Source organism: Flavobacterium reichenbachii, from assembly GCF_002217435.1.
GTDB lineage: Bacteria > Bacteroidota > Bacteroidia > Flavobacteriales > Flavobacteriaceae > Flavobacterium > Flavobacterium reichenbachii.
The window spans coordinates 354,446-372,688 of record NZ_MUHF01000003.1 but is presented as its reverse complement, the minus strand read 5'-3'; the positions used below and the strand labels follow the sequence as shown (position 1 = coordinate 372,688).

General features: G+C 33.4%; 10 protein-coding genes. All 10 read right to left on the bottom strand.

Annotated elements, in window-relative coordinates:
• Positions 1–6: 6 nt before the first annotated feature.
• The 10 genes from secDF to B0A68_RS04820 all read right to left on the bottom strand — a co-directional run bounded on the left by secDF (position 7) and on the right by B0A68_RS04820 (position 18,033).
• On the bottom strand, positions 7–2,979 hold the full coding sequence (secDF, locus tag B0A68_RS04865; protein WP_035684314.1) for a protein translocase subunit SecDF: 2,973 nt from the start codon (positions 2,977–2,979) through the stop codon (positions 7–9).
• 226 nt (positions 2,980–3,205) lie between these two features.
• The gene (gene mdh / locus B0A68_RS04860; protein WP_035684316.1) at positions 3,206–4,141 is read right to left on the bottom strand and encodes a malate dehydrogenase; all 936 of its coding nucleotides are present in this window, start codon (positions 4,139–4,141) and stop codon (positions 3,206–3,208) included.
• Between the two features lie 110 nt (positions 4,142–4,251).
• Entirely contained in the window at positions 4,252–6,192 is a 1,941-nt protein-coding gene (gene gyrB / locus B0A68_RS04855; RefSeq protein WP_035684317.1) for a DNA topoisomerase (ATP-hydrolyzing) subunit B, read from the bottom strand.
• A gap of 373 nt (positions 6,193–6,565) precedes the next feature.
• Complete coding sequence (gene asnB / locus B0A68_RS04850) at positions 6,566–8,182, bottom strand: asparagine synthase B (RefSeq protein WP_035688089.1); 1,617 nt, start codon at positions 8,180–8,182, stop codon at positions 6,566–6,568.
• Positions 8,183–8,494: 312 nt separating this feature from the next.
• The gene (gene asnB / locus B0A68_RS04845) at positions 8,495–10,171 is read right to left on the bottom strand and encodes an asparagine synthase B (protein ID WP_035684319.1); all 1,677 of its coding nucleotides are present in this window, start codon (positions 10,169–10,171) and stop codon (positions 8,495–8,497) included.
• A gap of 297 nt (positions 10,172–10,468) precedes the next feature.
• Complete coding sequence (locus B0A68_RS04840; RefSeq protein WP_035684320.1) at positions 10,469–11,455, bottom strand: hypothetical protein; 987 nt, start codon at positions 11,453–11,455, stop codon at positions 10,469–10,471.
• Between the two features lie 42 nt (positions 11,456–11,497).
• The gene (locus tag B0A68_RS04835; protein WP_035684322.1) at positions 11,498–11,947 is read right to left on the bottom strand and encodes a hypothetical protein; all 450 of its coding nucleotides are present in this window, start codon (positions 11,945–11,947) and stop codon (positions 11,498–11,500) included.
• Positions 11,948–12,118: 171 nt separating this feature from the next.
• Complete coding sequence (locus B0A68_RS04830) at positions 12,119–13,870, bottom strand: TonB-dependent receptor (RefSeq protein ID WP_035684323.1); 1,752 nt, start codon at positions 13,868–13,870, stop codon at positions 12,119–12,121.
• Between the two features lie 145 nt (positions 13,871–14,015).
• Complete coding sequence (locus B0A68_RS04825; protein WP_035684324.1) at positions 14,016–14,879, bottom strand: PhzF family phenazine biosynthesis protein; 864 nt, start codon at positions 14,877–14,879, stop codon at positions 14,016–14,018.
• A gap of 139 nt (positions 14,880–15,018) precedes the next feature.
• Positions 15,019–18,033, bottom strand: coding sequence for a tetratricopeptide repeat protein (locus B0A68_RS04820; protein WP_035684325.1), 3,015 nt, complete (start codon positions 18,031–18,033; stop codon positions 15,019–15,021).
• Between the last annotated feature and the right edge of the window lie 210 nt (positions 18,034–18,243).

The window sequence follows — 18,243 nt, the reverse complement described above, 5'->3', positions numbered from 1 at the left end:
TTTTAATTATGCCTTATTATGTTTGTCTTCGATAGTGTGTTTATCATCAGAAGAAATCGAATCTACCAATACTGGAGTTGCGATAAATAAAGATGAATAAGTACCTACAACAATACCAATTAACATTGCAAAGATGAATCCTCTAATAGATTCTCCACCAAAGATAAACATTGTTAACAGTACAATGATCATCATTAATGACGTATTTAACGTTCTTGACAAAGTAGTATTAATAGAAGCATTTACAATATCTTCAAAACTTCCTTTACGGTTTCCGATGATGAACTCTCTAATTCTGTCAAATACAATTACTGTATCATTCATAGAGTATCCAATCACAGTAAGAATTGCAGCAATAAAGTGCTGATCCATTTCCATGTGGAAAGGCATGATTTTATAACATAAAGAGTAAATTCCTAATACGAAGATTACGTCATGCGCTACAGCTGCAATCGCTCCTAATGAATACTGCCATTTACGGAAAGAAACCATTAAGTATAAGAAAATAACTGCCATTGCACCAAGAACTGCCCAGTAAGAGTTTGTTTTAATATCTTCAGAGATAGAAGCTCCAACTTTAGAAGCTTGTAATACACCTACTTTTTTACCATCAAATGTATTAGTAAACTTATCGTAAGTAGTATTTGGGAAATATTTAGCTAATGCTTTATACAATATCTGATTTACTTCTTCATCAACAGCTACTCCATCTTCTTTGATTTTGTATTTTGTTGTAATTTTTAACTGATCATCATCACCTAAAATTTTAGCCTCAACCGGAGTACCAAAAGCAGCAGATAATTCATCTGAAACTACAGTTGCATCAACTGGTTTTTCAAATTTAACCTGGAAAGTTCTACCTCCTACAAAATCAACGCCTTCATCTAATCCGTTAACGAAGAAGATAGAAATTAAACTTACTACAACTACAATTGAAGAGAAGATGTAAGTGAATTTTTTGATTTTGATAAAATCAAAGTGGAAATTAGTAAACCAATTTTTAGTAATATTTGTAGAGAAAGTTAAATCGGCTTTTCCTGCAATATTTCTGTCGATAAAGATTCTTGCAATAAAGATAGAAGTAAACAATGATGTTACAATACCGATAAGCAATGTCAATGCAAAACCTTTGATTGGTCCAGTTCCGAAAATGAATAAGATCGCACCAGTTAAAACGTGAGTAACGTTAGCATCAATGATAGAACGCATTGCACCATGCCATCCGTAAGAAGCAACAACTGCCTCAGATAATGATTTACCTTCACGCAATTCTTCTTTTGCTCTTTCAAATATAATAATGTTGGCATCTACCGCAGTACCTAATGTTAAAACGATACCTGCAATACCTGGCAATGTAAGTACAAAACCAAAACTTGCCATAATTCCGAATAAGAAAAGTAAGTTTAATAATAAAGCCAAGTTAGCGTACCAGCCTGCTTTACCATAATAGAACACCATCCATCCGCAAACTAATAAGAAACCTAATACAGAAGAAATTGTTCCTGCATCAATAGCTGCCTGACCTAAAGATGGTCCTACAACAGTTGATTGAACGATATCTGCAGAAGCTGGTAATTTACCTGCGTTTAATACGTTTGCTAAATCTTTAGTTTCTGCAACATCAAAAGAACCTGTAATTTCAGATCTTCCACCAGCAATAGGACCGCTGGTTACACCTGGAGCAGAGTAAACAATATTATCTAAAACAATAGCAATATAACTTTTTTGAGCAAAAGCTCTACCTGTCAATTCTTCCCAAACTTTAGCACCCTGACTGTTCATTTGCATAGAAACAGCTGGTTTACCCATTTGGTCAAAAGTATCTTTAGCATCAGTTACAACTCCACCGCTCATAGCAGGTACATTGTCTCTGCTTCCTTTTAAAGCATATAATTCAACTGCTTCAATTTGTTTTCCTTTAGCATCTGTTAAAGTTGTAGGCTTACTCCAAACAAACTTTGCATTGTGCTGGTCAGCAGCCAATAAAACTCTAATTTCTGGTCTTTTGAAATATGAATTGATAGCAGCAGTATCTTTTGGTGCAAAATATCCTAAAATAGGACCAGCACCGTTATTGATAATTTTATCAAATAATGGATTGTTTCCTTTTTTAGCTTCAGTAGAATCTTTAGTATCTGTCAATAATGCATTTAATGAATCTTTAGCAACAGCTTTAGTTTCTGTCTTTTTGATTTCAGTCTTTTTTAATGCTTCATTAGCAGAAACTAAGAAATTACCAATTTCTTCAATTTTATAAGTTTCCCAGAACTCTAATTGAGCTTTTCCACCCAATAATTTTTTAATTCTATCTACATCTTTAGCACCTGGAAGTTCTACTAAGATTCTTCCTGTCTCTCCTAATTTTTGAATATTAGGTTGCGTAACACCAAATTTGTCGATACGTTCTCTTAGTACTTTATAAGCACTTTCTACAGACTCATCAACTTTTCTTTTGATTACTTTTTGAACTTCAGAGTCAGTCATTTTATTATCAACACCGCCTTCTCCTTGTAAACTTCTGTTTGCAAAGATATCTGGTGAAGCTAATTTTACATTTCCTTTTGAGTTTGCTTCAAAAGCTTCAAAAAACTTATTCAAATATGTTTTATTTCCTTCTAGATTTGCAGTTGCATCATCTAATGATTTATTAAATACAGGATTTTTAGAATTATTAGCTAATCCTTTTAATACATCTTTAATAGAAATTTGAAGAATCACGTTGATTCCTCCTTCTAAGTCAAGACCTTTATTTAATTGCTTGTTTTTTACTTCATTATAAGTAAAATCTGTAAAGCCAAGATTCAATACTTTTTCTTTACCAATAGAATCTAAATATTTTAATTCTTTATCAGGATTATCTCCTGCAAGAGCTTTGGCCTCACTTTTGACCTTATTTGCCACAAAAGTGAAAGAAAGTTGGTAAATACTTACCAATGCAAATAGAATTGCAAAAAATTTAATAAGTCCTTTATTCTGCATTATTACTAAAAATTAATTATGTTTTATTGTTTGTTTTTGTTTTAAAGTCCCATAAAATAAGCCCTGACTTGATTTTTTTTAACTAAAAAACTGAATCACGAATTACAACATTTTTCTTAAACCGAGCAAATATATAATTTACGAAAAGATTAACCAATTTATTTATTAATTAATCTCAAAAAAAAGACTGCAAAAGTGCAGCCTTATCTTTTTTTTATCCAAATCATTATACTAAAATCGATTTTAGGGCATCATTCATCCCTCTAACTGCATCTGCACTTTTTGCAAATAAAGCCTTTTCCTGATCGTTTAGTTTGATATCTAAAATTTCTTCTACTCCGTTTTTACCAATGATACAAGGCACACCAATACAAATATCGTTTTGGCCGTATTCTCCTTCTACGAATACAGAGCAAGCAATCATTTTCTTTTGATCATTTAGAATACTATCCACCAGATAAGCAACAGAAGCTCCCGGCGCATACCATGCTGAAGTCCCTAAAAGACCTGTAAGAGTTGCTCCTCCTACCATAGTATCTGCAGCAACTTTTTGCAACGCTTCTTCTGAAAGAAATTCAGTTACCGGAATTCCGTTATAAGAAGCCAAACGTGTCAGCGGGATCATCGTTGTATCGCCATGACCTCCAATAACCATTGCTGATATATCATTTGCAGGTTTATCTAAAGCCAAAGAAAGATATGTTCTGAAACGAGAACTATCTAAAGCTCCTCCCATACCAATAATTCTGTTTTTTGGCAAACCTGTAGCTTTTAAAGCTAAATAAGTCATCGTATCCATTGGATTCGAGACTACAACAATTATAGTATCTGGAGAATGTTTCAGTACATTTTCAGCAACTGTTTTTACAATTCCTGCATTTATACCTATTAATTCTTCACGAGTCATTCCTGGTTTTCTCGGGATTCCTGATGTAATAACCACTACATCACTTCCCGCTGTTTTAGAATAATCGTTGGTTACGCCGGAAACCTTGGTATTAAAACCTGTATTTGTGGCACATTGCATAATATCCAACGCTTTACCTTCGGCAAAACCTTCTTTAATATCCAACAACACTACTTCGCTGGCAATTCCTCTATAAGAAATAACATCTGCACATGTAGCTCCAACATTTCCTGCTCCTACAATGGTAACTTTCATATTTTATACTTTATCGGTTATTAATTAAGTTATATCTTTAAACGACAATTCGTTTAATTGTTTTAGTAAATTTAAACAATTAAACGAATTGGATTTATTAAATTTTCAATTTATGCGTCAATATTTGCGTAAACTGCATTTTTCTCGATGAATTCTCTACGAGGTGGTACCTCATCTCCCATTAACATAGAGAAAACTCTATCTGCTTCTGCAAGACTATCAATAGTTACCTGACGTAAAGTTCTAAAACTAGGATCCATTGTTGTTTCCCACAATTGCTCCGCGTTCATCTCTCCAAGACCTTTATAACGCTGAATGTTAGCACTTCCTCCCATTCTTTCGTTTGCCTGGTCTCTCTGTACATCATTCCATGCATATTCTTTTTTATTTCCTTTTTTAACCATGTACAAAGGAGGTGCTGCAATATAAACGTGACCTTCTTCTATAAGTTCTTTCATGAAGCGGAAAAAGAACGTTAATATTAAGGTAGAAATGTGACTACCATCGACATCGGCATCACACATGATGATTACCTTGTGATATCTTAATTTTTCAATATTTAATGCTTTACTGTCTTCTGCTGTACCAACTGTAACTCCCAAAGCAGTAAAGATATTTCTAATCTCTTCGTTTTCGAATACTTTATGGTGCATTGCTTTCTCAACGTTCAGAATCTTACCACGTAATGGTAAAATTGCCTGAAAGTTACGATCACGACCTTGTTTTGCTGTACCACCAGCCGAATCTCCCTCGACAAGGTAAACTTCACATCTTGCAGGATCCTGCTCAGAACAATCTGATAATTTTCCCGGAAGTCCGCCACCGCCCATAACGGTTTTACGCTGTACCATTTCACGGGCTTTCTTTGCCGCATGACGAGCCTGCGCTGCTAAAATTACTTTTTGGATAATTAATCTTGCATCATTTGGATTTTCTTCCAAATAATTCTCCAACATCTCACCAACAGCCTGAGAAACAGGAGAAACTACTTCTCTATTTCCAAGTTTAGTTTTAGTCTGACCTTCAAATTGAGGTTCTGCAACTTTTACAGAAATAATCGCTGTTAATCCTTCACGGAAATCATCTCCAGCAATTTCGAACTTTAATTTATCTAACAAACCAGAAGCATCTGCATATTTTTTAAGCGTTCTTGTTAAACCGCTTCTAAAACCCTGCAAGTGCGTTCCACCTTCGTGTGTATTAATATTATTTACATAAGAAAAAATATTCTCTGTATAACTTGTATTATAGATTAAGGCAACTTCTACAGGAATTTCACCTTTATCATGATCCATGCTGATTACATGCGAAACAATTGGCTCACGATTACCGTCTAAGTAACGGATATATTCTTTTAATCCTTCTGTAGAATGAAAAACTTCACTTCTGAATTCTCCTTTTTCATCAACTTCTCTTTTGTCTGTAAAAGTAATTGTGATTCCTTTATTCAAGAAAGAAAGCTCACGCATACGAGCAGACAAAGTGTCGTAAGAAAATTCTGTTGTCTGAGTAAAAATAGTATCGTCTGGATAAAAAGTCTGACGCGTACCTCTTTTATCTGTTTCTCCGATTTGTTTTACCGGATATAATGATTTTCCTCTTTCGTATTCCTGCTCATAGATCTTACCGTCTCTAAAAACCGTAGATTTCATATGAATAGAAAGTGCATTTACAACAGAAACCCCAACACCGTGCAAACCTCCGGAAACTTTATAAGAATCTTTATCAAATTTACCTCCGGCACCAATTTTAGTCATTACTACCTCAAGTGCAGAAACACCTTCTTTTTTATGTAAATCAACTGGAATACCACGACCGTTGTCTTCAACCGTTACAGAACCATCTTCGTTTATTGCAACACCAATCGTATCACAATGTCCTCCCATCGCCTCATCAATAGAGTTATCAACAACCTCATAAACAAGATGATGAAGTCCTCTAACTCCCACATCTCCAATGTACATCGATGGACGCATTCTAACGTGCTCCATTCCTTCTAATGCCTGAATACTATCTGCTGAATAATTGTTCTTCTTGATTTCTTCGCTCATATAATTTATTCTAAAAAATGTAATTATTGTCTAACACGCAAATATATAAAAACGCGGGCTATATATCCAGTAAAATACCACTTAAAGCACTTAAGTTATTAACACAATGGTCTGAAAAACTAGAAAATAAATCCAAAAGTTAGTTTTAAATTCCAATACTGAAGAATTGGGATAAAATCCAAATTTTAAAAATGAAAATATCCTAAAAATTAATTCTTTAAAAAGTTCTAATCCCATGGCTTCGAAAAAAATAAAATTCAAAAATCAAAAAAATTAAAACGCATAAAAAAATCCAAAACAAACATTTTAAATGTTCGTTTTGGATTTTCCTTTACTGTTCCCAAATTGGAATTTGGAATTTATTATCTCGCATTTAAACCGTTATTCCAGCTTTTGAAATCTCTACATCTGCCCTTACGTGTGCCGCATTTGCTCTTCCGCTCGGATCCAGGTTTTCCTGCCATTTAGGAATCCATTTTCGAACTGTTTGCGCAGCACTGACCTGAGGATAGTATTTATGAAAAATTGATCGGTATAAATAAGCTTCTTTTGTCGTTGGTGAATTATACGGAAATTCTGCACTCGCTCCCGCTAATTGCTCATCTGTAACTTGTGAGGCACAATATTCGATTAATTCATCTACCCAATTGTATCCCACACCATCTGAAAACTGTTCTTTCTGTCTCCATAAAATTTCTTCTGGCAGATAAGGATTTTCGGGTGTATCAAATGCTTTTCTTAAAATGTATTTTTCAATACCGTCATAAGTTTTTGGCTGTTTTTCTTCTGGCTTAATACGAATGGTAGCATCTAAGAAATCCTTGTCTAAAAACGGAATTCTAGCCTCTAATCCATGTGCCATTGTTGTTTTATCTGCGCGAAGTAAATCGGCAGTAAACAATTTCTGAACTCTTTCTATAGTTTCGTCCTGAAATTCTTCTGTTGAAGGCGCATTTCTAAAATACAAATGCCCTCCGAAAACCTCATCGGCACCTTCTCCGGAAAGAATAATTTTAACTCCTTTATCGCTTATCGCTTTCGCTAATAAATACATCGGAACTCCAGCTCTTACCGAAATAATATCGTAAGTCTCTATATGATAAATAACTTTTTCTAAAATCTGAACTCCCTCTTCTACAGAAAAATGAATTTCGTGATGTTCTGTTCCTAAAAACGCAGCCGCTTTTCTTGCTGCAGCATTATCTGGACAATCAGCATCTAATCCGATTGAAAAAGATTGTAGTTTTTTGCCATTTTCAGCCATTAATCTTGATGCAATCGCAGAAGTCAAAGATGAATCTAAACCGCCCGAAAGCAAAACTCCTACAGGCACGTTTCCTAACAAACGTTTGCGCGTAGCATCGATCAAAGTTTCGCGAATTACATCTAAATCAAGAGATTGTTTTGCATTTTGATGATCTTCATATTCGGGCTGATAATATTTTACAAAACCAGTTTTTGCTGTATAATAATGCCCTGGAGGAAAAGTAGAAAATGATTTACACTGGTCTGCAATAGATTTCATTTCAGAAGAAAAATAAATTCTTCCCCTTTCATCCAATCCGTAATACAAAGGTTTAATCCCAATTGGATCACGTCCGGCAATATAATTATCACCATCTATAACTACAAAAGCAAAATCCCCGTCCAGCAAATTACAAAAATCATATCCAAATTCTTCGTACAAATGCACAATAACTTCAGAATCTGATTTTGTTCTAAAAGTATGTCCTTTTAAAATCGTTTCTTTTAATTCTTTATAATTGTAAATTTCTCCATCATGAATCATCCAAGCCTTCGCAGTCCCCTGTATTGGCTGTTTACCAGTTTCCAGATCGATAATCGACAGACTTTCATGGCAGATTATACTGCCATTCTCCATAATATGCAAATCACGTTCATCAGGACCACGATGTGACATTCTCTTAGAAAGCTCATTTACAAGTTGCGGGTCTTTTCCTTTACCGATAACGGCTAATATTCCAGACATACTATTATTCTTTTTATTTATTTTAATTTTTGCGATACCCGGCATAACTTTATGAGCGCCTTAAAGACACTATTATTGCATACAAAAGAAAACATGAAGTTTTATTTTATCTTTCGTAAGTAACATTTAAAAAGAAATGCAGCTTTTTTATTTTGGGGAATGCCAAATATAAAAAATGTAAGTTAATTAATTACCAAAAAAACTTTTTAAGTAATTGAAATAATAGAATTTAACAATTTAAGACACAAAAAACGTTCTCAAGAGAGAACGTTTTTCTAAAAATAAATATATACTAATTCTAATAATTCACTGTTATGCTTTAGCGTAAGCGTCGTCATGAACACTCGCAACGGCTCTTCCAGAAGGATCATTCATGTTTTTAAAAGCTTCATCCCACTCCAAAGCGATTTTTGTACTGCAGGCAACACTTGCTTCCTGAGGCACGCATAAAGCTGCTGCATCACTAGGGAAATGTTCTGCAAAAATAGAACGATAATAATATTCTTCTTTTGAAGTTGGGGTTTGAAGCGGGAATTTATATTTAGCGTTTGCCAATTGTTCGTCAGAAACTTCTCTTCCTACCACTTCTTTCAAAGTATCAATCCAGCTGTATCCTACTCCATCAGAAAATTGTTCTTTCTGTCTCCAGGCAACACTTTCCGGAAGCATATCTTCAAAAGCTTTACGAACCACCCATTTTTCCATTGGATGTTCTTTGTTGATCATTTTATCTTGTGGGTTGATGCGCATTGCAACATCCATAAATTCTTTATCTAAAAAAGGGACACGGCCTTCAATTCCCCAAGCTGCCAAACTTTTGTTTGCACGTAAACAGTCGTACATATGAAGTTTACCTAATTTACGAACGTTTTCTTCGTGAAATTCTCTTGCGTTTGGTGCTTTATGGAAATATAAATATCCTCCAAATAACTCATCTGCGCCTTCTCCTGAAAGAACCATTTTGATTCCCATTGATTTGATAACTCTAGCCATTAACCACATTGGAGTCGAAGCTCTTACTGTAGTTACATCGTATGTTTCAAGGTTATAAATTACATCGCGAACAGCATCTAAACCTTCTTGGATTGTAAATTTAATTTCGTGGTGAATTGTTCCGATATGTTTCGCAACAACCTGAGCCGCTGCCAAATCAGGAGAACCGTCAAGTCCTACTGAAAAAGAGTGCAATTGCGGATACCAGGCATCTGTAGTATCGTCTGACTCAATACGTTTTTGAGCAAATTTTTTGGCCACTGCAGAAGTAATAGACGAATCTAAACCTCCAGAAAGTAAAACTCCATAAGGAACATCACTCATTAACTGTCTGTGAACTGCAGCTTCAAGTGCTTTTTTGATTTCCGAAATACTGGTTTCGTTGTCTTTTACAGCATCAAATTCTGTCCAGTCTCTTTTGTACCATTGCACAAATTCACCATCTTTACTTGTCATATAATGTCCCGGAGGAAACAATTGAATCTTTGTACAATATCCTTCCAAAGCTTTTAATTCAGACGCTACGTAAAAAGTTCCGTGCTGATCCCATCCAATATATAATGGAATAATTCCCATATGGTCACGAGCAATAAAATACTCGTCTTTCTCTACATCATAAATTGCAAATCCGAAGATTCCGTTCATTTCATCAACAAAATGAGGTCCTTTTTCTTTATATAATGCCAAAATTACTTCGCAGTCACTTTCGGTCTGAAAGTTATATTTTCCTTCAAATTGTTTACGCAATTCTCTGTGGTTATAAATTTCACCGTTTGCAGCCAGAACCAATTTTTTATCTTCTGTAAATAAAGGTTGTTTTCCTGACGCTGGATCTACAATTGCCAAACGCTCGTGAGAAAGAATTGCTTTTTCATTACTGTAAATTCCGCTCCAGTCTGGTCCGCGGTGGCGAATGATTTTAGACATTTCTAATACTTGAGGTCTTAAGGTTTCGGCTTTTTGTTTTAGATCAAAGGCACATACGATTCCACACATAATTCTATATTTTTATTATAATTTTTATTTTGATAAGGCAAAGATGCGGTAATGGTTATAATTGAAAAACACAAAAGACGATTTCAGTTATAATTTAAAACCATAAGTTCATTTTTACATATAAAATGTAAAATTTTAATATAAAAAAAAGCCTTGAACTTGAAAATTTTAATTATGGGCTTAATAAAAGCGTAAAATACAAGGTTTCAAACAGATCTTTGAATTAAAATTACAGATTTTTCAGATTCGTTGAAAGATTACGAAAGAGAACAATAAAAGCTATTCAAAAATTATTGTTTACTCAGCTGAAACAGTTTTTCCTTCCATGTTAACGAAGTAGCTGGTATTTTGGTTCTCGACCTTAAACAAATTATTCGGATAGGATTCCACTTTTTTTGCCTCAACTTTAAAGAGCGTTCTCCCATCTGCATCGATCACTTTCCATTTATTATTGGGATATTGAGCCAGAAAAGTATTTCCTCTAACTCCATCTGCATTAATTGCATTTTCTAAATTAAATTTGAGTTTTAAATTGCGATCCAAAACAGTGATTTTATCTTTTAATGTAATAATTATAGACTCTTCCTGAAAAGTAATTTTATCATGATTAAGCTTTAAAAGTTCTTTTCCTTCATGATTTATAATACCATATTTGCGACTGGGATTTGTATAAATATTGCTGTCTTTTCTAACATAAAAATAGTCGCGATCTTTGTATGGACAATATATATAATCAAATGAAGCAATTTCTTTTCCAAACTCATTAAGCATTTTAAAGTTAGATCCATTTCCATTTTCTAACATAATAATACCGTATTCGTTTCCTCCATGCATTGAAATGCTATAATCTTTTATATTTGCTATAGTTTTTCCTTCGAGATCATATATTATGGTATCATCTTCTACTAAGTTAGAACTTGAAAAATAGCTTTTGGCTGTATTTCCTGTTGTAATGGTATAAATTATTGAAATATAATGTTTATCCTTTTGAACATACTTTTTTAGAGACATATCAAAAAGTGAATACTTACCATTTGAATTTCTTATTCTTAAATAATGATTCCCTACAAACTCATTATAATCATTTTCACAAGGAATTATAATTGAAAAATTCTCATCAGCAAACCCGTATAACTCATTTTTATTTAGTCTATAAATTTTGGTACTGCCAATTTTACTTATTCTGTCTACTCCCAATTCTATAGCTTTAGCTTCTAAATTAATTGTTTGGGCATTTAAACCAGCATATATAAAACATACTATCAAAAAAAAGATATTTTTCATTTTTAATTTATTTCCTGCTAAAATAATAAAAATGGACGCAGACTATTCAACACTTTCAATCGTGTAATGCGTTTTGTTAATCTCAAATTTAAACCCAGCTTTATTTCCCATTAAATGCGCTCCAAGTGGAGACTGAGGTGAAAGTGCGATAACATTGATTCCGTCAATAGCAATTTTAGGAAGCGCAACACTCACATATAAATAAATTCCGTTGGCTTTTACCAAACTTCCCAAAACTATATTTTCTGTTACTTTAAATGGATCAATTTTATCCAAAATCCCTTTATGCTCGATTGCTTCTTTGAGCTTATTGGTTAATTTTTCCTGCTCGATATGCATCATTGACAAAGCCGTTTCGTGTTTGTCACCTGCAGAACCTTTGGCATCGTTTTTAGAATCTTCGGTCAAGTTAGAAATCATGTCTCTAAAAACATCCATTCGGTCTTGAACCATTTGATTATAATGTGTATATATTTTTTCTTTAAAAGTCATTTTTTTAGGTTCTGATGTGCAAAGTTACAAAGGTGCAAAGGTATTTTCTTATTTAAAAAAAATTAGCCATGAATTCACGAATCTACTCCAAAAATTCATGAGTTCATGGCTGAAAAAAAAGGCACATTTATTTAAAAATATCTTTGTGCCTTATTATCTTTCCGGCAATATCTAAAAATCAAATTTATAATTTGCACCGCCCAGCACCTGAAATCCTTGTACAGGATAATTAAGCCATTTTTCGTAGGCTTGATTTCCTATATTATTAAGTTTCAAGAAAAAAGTCAGACGCTCGCTGAATTTATATCCTAAATGAGCATTGGCATCAAAATAGCTTTTTAATGTTATTGGAGCCGCATTTGTTACAATCGAGGTATTCAACTGCATATCTTTTCGTTCTCCTACATAAAACACATTTAAACCTGCATACCATTGTTTGGTGATATTAACATCCAAAGTTGAACTTAGTTTTATAGTGGGTAAATTCCAAGCTTCTAAAGCTCCATCTGTTTTGTAGCTGTTAAAAGTTCCATTGATTCCGAAAGTTACGTTTTGAGAAAAATCAGCTTTTAACTCTCCATAAAAACGAAACGTTCTGATATCCTGATAAACAACTCCAAATGAGTTTCCAAAAGCATAATTTTCATTCGAAGCATCTTCTGTATAATCATTACTTTTAAACAGAGCTTTATCTTTTTCGTTTAGATAAGAACCCGTCAGATTATAATTTACATTATTAGCCAATTTCCCTTTCAAACCAGCAAAAACCGTGTATTGATTATTGGTTGGCCTGATATTTAGTGTCGGTGATAAAAATGGATTTTCTGTTACCAGATCAGCATAAGAATTTTGATTTATGCTTCCGTTTACTCCCGTATAGAAAATCATTAAGTCGCCGACCAATTTATAAGAAGCGTTTACTTTTGGATAAATATAAAATTTGTTGCTGCCGTTTTCAGAACCTCCACTGTAGAATAAACCAGCTCCTAATTCTAATGTCCAGTCATTTTCATTAATCACAAAACTTGGCTCAATGCCCACATTTGTATAACCGTATTTAACAGGTGCCAGATTATCGTGTGCATAATTATTTTCAAAAGAACCGCTTACGTGATCTACAATAACATTGGTATTGATGGATTGCTCCATAACATCAACTTTAAAAGTTGGTTTTAGATAAAAACGATTTTCTGACGAAGAAAAACTGTCTGAAAAGTGGGTGAATTTTGCCGCAATTTTATTAAAAATACTTTCCGTAAACTCAATGTTTCCGCCCGCAGTAATTGTGTTATAAGAGTGATTAGGATTAATTCCTCTAACTAAATCAAAACGCTGGTCCGGAATTGTTGCTCCAAATTCTGCCGGAAGACCGTACCAGTTATATATTTGATTTTGATATCCCAAATCTATATTCCATGTAATATCACGACTGTTTACACCATAACCTACATTTAATGCGGTATCATAAAATTCATCGTTTAATTCTACATCTTTAATTCCTCCCTGCGAGGAATGATGGCGAAACATTCCAGCTACATAATCGTTATTTCCTAAATCTTGCGTTACAAATAGTTCTGCATTCAGCGTGCTGTAATTACCAACTCCAACTGTTGCATAGTTAGTAAACAATCTTTCTTTTTTAGATTTTTCTACACCTTCTGCCTTTCCTTTAGAAGGCGTAAAAGTCGATGCTACAGGAACAGACAAAATACTATATTTTATGGTTTCTTTTGGCTGGTTTCCAGTATCGTCAAGTGATGGCATTTCTTTTACTTTAAAAGCATCAGAAATAGTTGGCGAATAAGGTTTTACTACATTTACCGTTTCTGTCCCAATCGTTTCATCTTTCTTCTGTGAAAATGAAAGCTGGCAAACAAATAATACTAGTAAGACGATGATTTTATTTCGGCAATTTAATTTCATATTTATTCTTTTTAAGAGTATAGAGAAAAGAATATAGAGCATAGACGAATACTATTTCTTAATTCTTAAATTCAACCTCTTGTTCTGTTTCTATATTTTAAAAATCTATATTCTTTGTTCTATTTTCTATTTTCTTTGTTCTGTTTTATGCTTCCCATTCTCCTTTTGCGACAAATTGAGCTTTTCCTCCAATTTTAATATCAAATTGATCGTCAGCTAATTTACCTTTAAAATAAATTTGAGACGGACGACCTATATAATCTCCCTGATAATTAATTATTTCAAACTCAGGTTTATGATATTTTAGCAGAAAAGCCTGAAGACAAGTACTTGCACTTCCTGTCGCTGCATCTTCTACCAATTGATTGTGTTCGATACAAAGCATTCTGCTAAACAGTTTTGAATCTTCCAGATAATAAAAATATAAGCCTCTATGATCAGTTTTACAATGCTCCCTCATCCATTTATCGGCCTTATCTTTATCTAAAACCAAATTCTCCAAAGCTCTTTTACTACTTAATCCAACCATTACAAAAGCACTTCCGGTTGTTACTTCCTGAATTGGAAATTGATTTTCAAAATCACTGACTTTCAAATTACTAAAAAGTGTAAAATCTTCTTTCGAAAAAACATCCCAAAATTTTGGCTGTGCGGCTTTCAGCCAAATCAAATCTTCTGTTTTATCAATTGGAATTCCTCCAATCGGAACTGTAAGTTTAATTTCGCTTGGCGAATTTTCAAATATCTTATTCATCAAAACCCAAGATGTTCCAATTATCGGATGTCCCGCAAACTGCATCTCTTGCGCCGGAGTAAAAATTTTAATCTCCGCTTTATTATTTTCTCTATCCAATTTGGTTACAAATGTGCTTTCTGCGAAGTTAATTTCGCGGGCAATTTGCTGCATTTCTTCCGAACTCAAATTCTCAGCATCTAAAAAAACTGCCAGCTGATTTCCAGCATATTTTCTATCAGCAAAAACATCAACTATATAAAAAGGTAAACTCATTTCTTTCTTTTTTTCTTGAGAAAATAGAGAAAAGAACCAAGAAGAAAGAGTACCGAGAAGTCTTTTCTCTTTTCTCTTTATTGTTCTCTCTTTATTCTATTCTCTTTATTTTCTAATCTTTCTTCTTACTTCTTTCTTCTTATTTATTAATCGATGAATTTGTTTTTGACTCTTCTAATTTAATAGCGCTTAATTCTCTTTTAGCCTCTTCAACCACATCTGGATAATCTGTAAAATTGTTAATTACGTTATCTAAAATATAAGTTGCCTGATAGCTGTCTTTTAACCCGTAAAAGTTTTTGGCCATTAAAACCAAACTTTTTGCTCCGTAATATTTATACGCAGAGTAGTTTTTGGCCAGTTTCTGAACCGAAACATTTGATGCATCAAATTTGCCTTCTTTAGTTTTAAAATAAGCATCGTAATAAAGTGCTTCTGCTGCCAATTCGCCTTTAGATGTTGTAGATAATTTGGCATAAGCTTGTTTTGCCTTATCCTCATCTCCAGTCTGCATTGCTGCGCGCGCTACAATAATCTGCGCATCAGATTTTACATTTGCATCTGCTTTAGGATTTTGCAATACTTTGTCTGCATAGATTACAGAATTGTTATAATCTTTTTTATCATAGTAACATTTCATCAAATTAGACTGCGCAAAAGTTTTATTTTGAGGAGAATCTGCTTCGTCTTCTAATCGGGTTAAAACCGGAACCGATTTATCGCAATTTTTAGCTTTTAGGAAAATCTGAGCTAATCTTGACAACGACTGCTCTGTAAACTCACTTCTCGGCTGGCTGATTACATATTCATAATTTGCAGCCGCTTTTGTTTCAGAACCTTCTGCGTAATACAATTGAGCTAAATAAAAATTACTTTCAAGCGAATGTAATCCAGATGAAAATTTGCTCACATAACCAGAAAAACCTGTAATTGCAGCTTTACTGTTGTTTTGACTGTATTGTTTAAAAGCAGCGTTATAAGTATCGTTATCTAATTCTGCATCGGTTACCGAAACAAAATCTAAAGTTCGAACCCAAGTTGCATATTCATCTACTTTTCCAGAATCAACATAAATTAATCTTGCTGTCGAAACGGCTTCCAGAGCTTCAGGCGTTTTTGGAAACTCGGCTGCAACTTTTTTGAATTTTGTCAAAGCCTGTTCGTCACGATCGGAATTATAATAAATCAAACCTTGTTTTAAAATAGATTTTGAAGTAAATGAACCATTTTTATATTCTGAAATAAGCTGATCGTACGTTTTTAGCGCCAGATCATTCTTTTTATCTGCCACGTAAGTATTTCCTAATTCATATAAAACATCATCACGATATTCTGATTTCTTATACATTTTAAGAAAATTATTCAGCTCGCTGATTTTCTGATCGTTTTTGGACATAAAACCGTATGAAAGCGCTTTTTGAAACTGTGCATAATCGGCATCAACACTATTTGAAGCCATTGCCTTTCCGTAAGCTTCCATTGCCGGAGCATATTTAGAATTTACAAATCTAGAATCTCCTAAACGAAGGTAAGAATCATTTAGGCGAACTTTATCGCCGGGAGCATTATCAATCTGCGCCTGAAATGAATTCGCAGCCTGGTCGTATTCTTTCAATTTAAAATACGTATATCCAATATTATAATTGATGTTTTTATATTCATCTGTAGTTTTTGCAGCAGCTAAACCAGCAAATTGTTTGTAACTCAATAAAGCATTCTGAAAATCATCTGTTACATATTCTGTCTCTGCTTTCCAGAAAGTTGCACGTGCCGTAAACTCAGGTGTTTTTTGTTCGCTGATAGCACTTTTAAACATTTTTGAAGCCTCTGTATAATTAGATTCATTATACAATTCTAAACCTCTGTAAAAAAGCACTTTTTGATACGCTGCTTTGTTTTCTGGATTTCTGTTTTTTTCTAATAAAACCAAAGCTTCTTTGTAGTTTTTAGTCGAAATATAAGAGTCAACCAACAATTTTTCGATCTCAGATCTGCTCGAATTATTTGGGTATTTTTTTAAGAAATCAAGCAAAATTCCCGGAACTGTCTGGTATGCATTTCCTATATCGTAACTTACTTTGGCATAATTTAAAGATGCATCTTCCTGAATCTGTGCATTAAAATCCATTTCAGAAGCATTTTTAAAAGCATTAAGAGCTTCTTGTTTTTTGCCTGTATTTAGATAACTCAACCCCAAATGATAATAAGCATTTTGAGCCACAAAATCTTTTCCTTCAATAATTTTATTGAATTGAGAAATTGCTTTTTCGTAATTTTTCTGTTCGTAATAAGCATACCCTAACTGATAAAAATCGGTATTGCTCCATTTCCCTTTTTTCCCTGTATACTGCTCCAAAAAAGGAATAGCTTTGTCGTATTGTTTTAAATTGAAATAACTCTCTCCGATAATTTTATTCAGTTCAGATTTTTCCAGAGCGTTTGATTTATCCATTGCTTTCTGCCCTAAATCAATTGCTTTTTGAAAATTTCCAAGCTTAAAATTCATATCAGCCTGATAATACGACAGCTTTTCTTTGTATTTTTCTTCGCCAGAAACCTCATCAAAATATTTTGTTGCTTCTTTGTAATCATCACCTTCATACGCCATAAATCCTAAATAATATTTGGCTTGCGAACCAAATTCAGGAGAATTTACAACTTTATTAAAATAGGTTGTAGCTTCATTTTTCTTTTTAGCATTAAAGTAGCTGTATCCTTTTTGAAAATTGAATTTATCAGATTCGGTTTTGCTCATGTAACTTTCGTCAACTCTGTCAAACCACTCCAGCGCTTTTGGATAATTTCCCTGTTCGAAGAAATATTGAGCAACCTCAATGTAGGCTTGGTTTTGTTTGGTACTTGTAGGGTAATCGTCTACAAACCTTTCCATCAAATCATCTGCATTTGCCTGATTGGTTCTAATGGCGCAATTGGCGATATAATAAGCACAGTCTGACTTAACTTCTTCGTTTGCTGTTTTATTTTTTACTTCTTCAAAAATATGTTGTGCAGAAGCATATTGTTTATCATTGTATAAAGCGAGTGCTTTGTCAAAATCCTTTAAATCGTAAGTATATATAGCTGATTTTTGTGCCGAAACTATGGTCGAAAAAAGGATAATTTGTAATAAAAAGAACCAAGAAAGTTTACGCATTTTAATTTTGTTTAGTATTCAAATTTATCATTTTATAACGTTTATAACGAATTGTTTTAAGGTTTTATTATGAACAAATATTTTAAAAGCTGTTATTTAATGCCGTATGAACTTCAAAATATTGGTTCTCAAACTTTCAAAAGCAATTGTTTTTTTTAAAGTTTTTCTTAAGAATTGATTGAAATTTATTTTGAATCCAACCGTTATCTT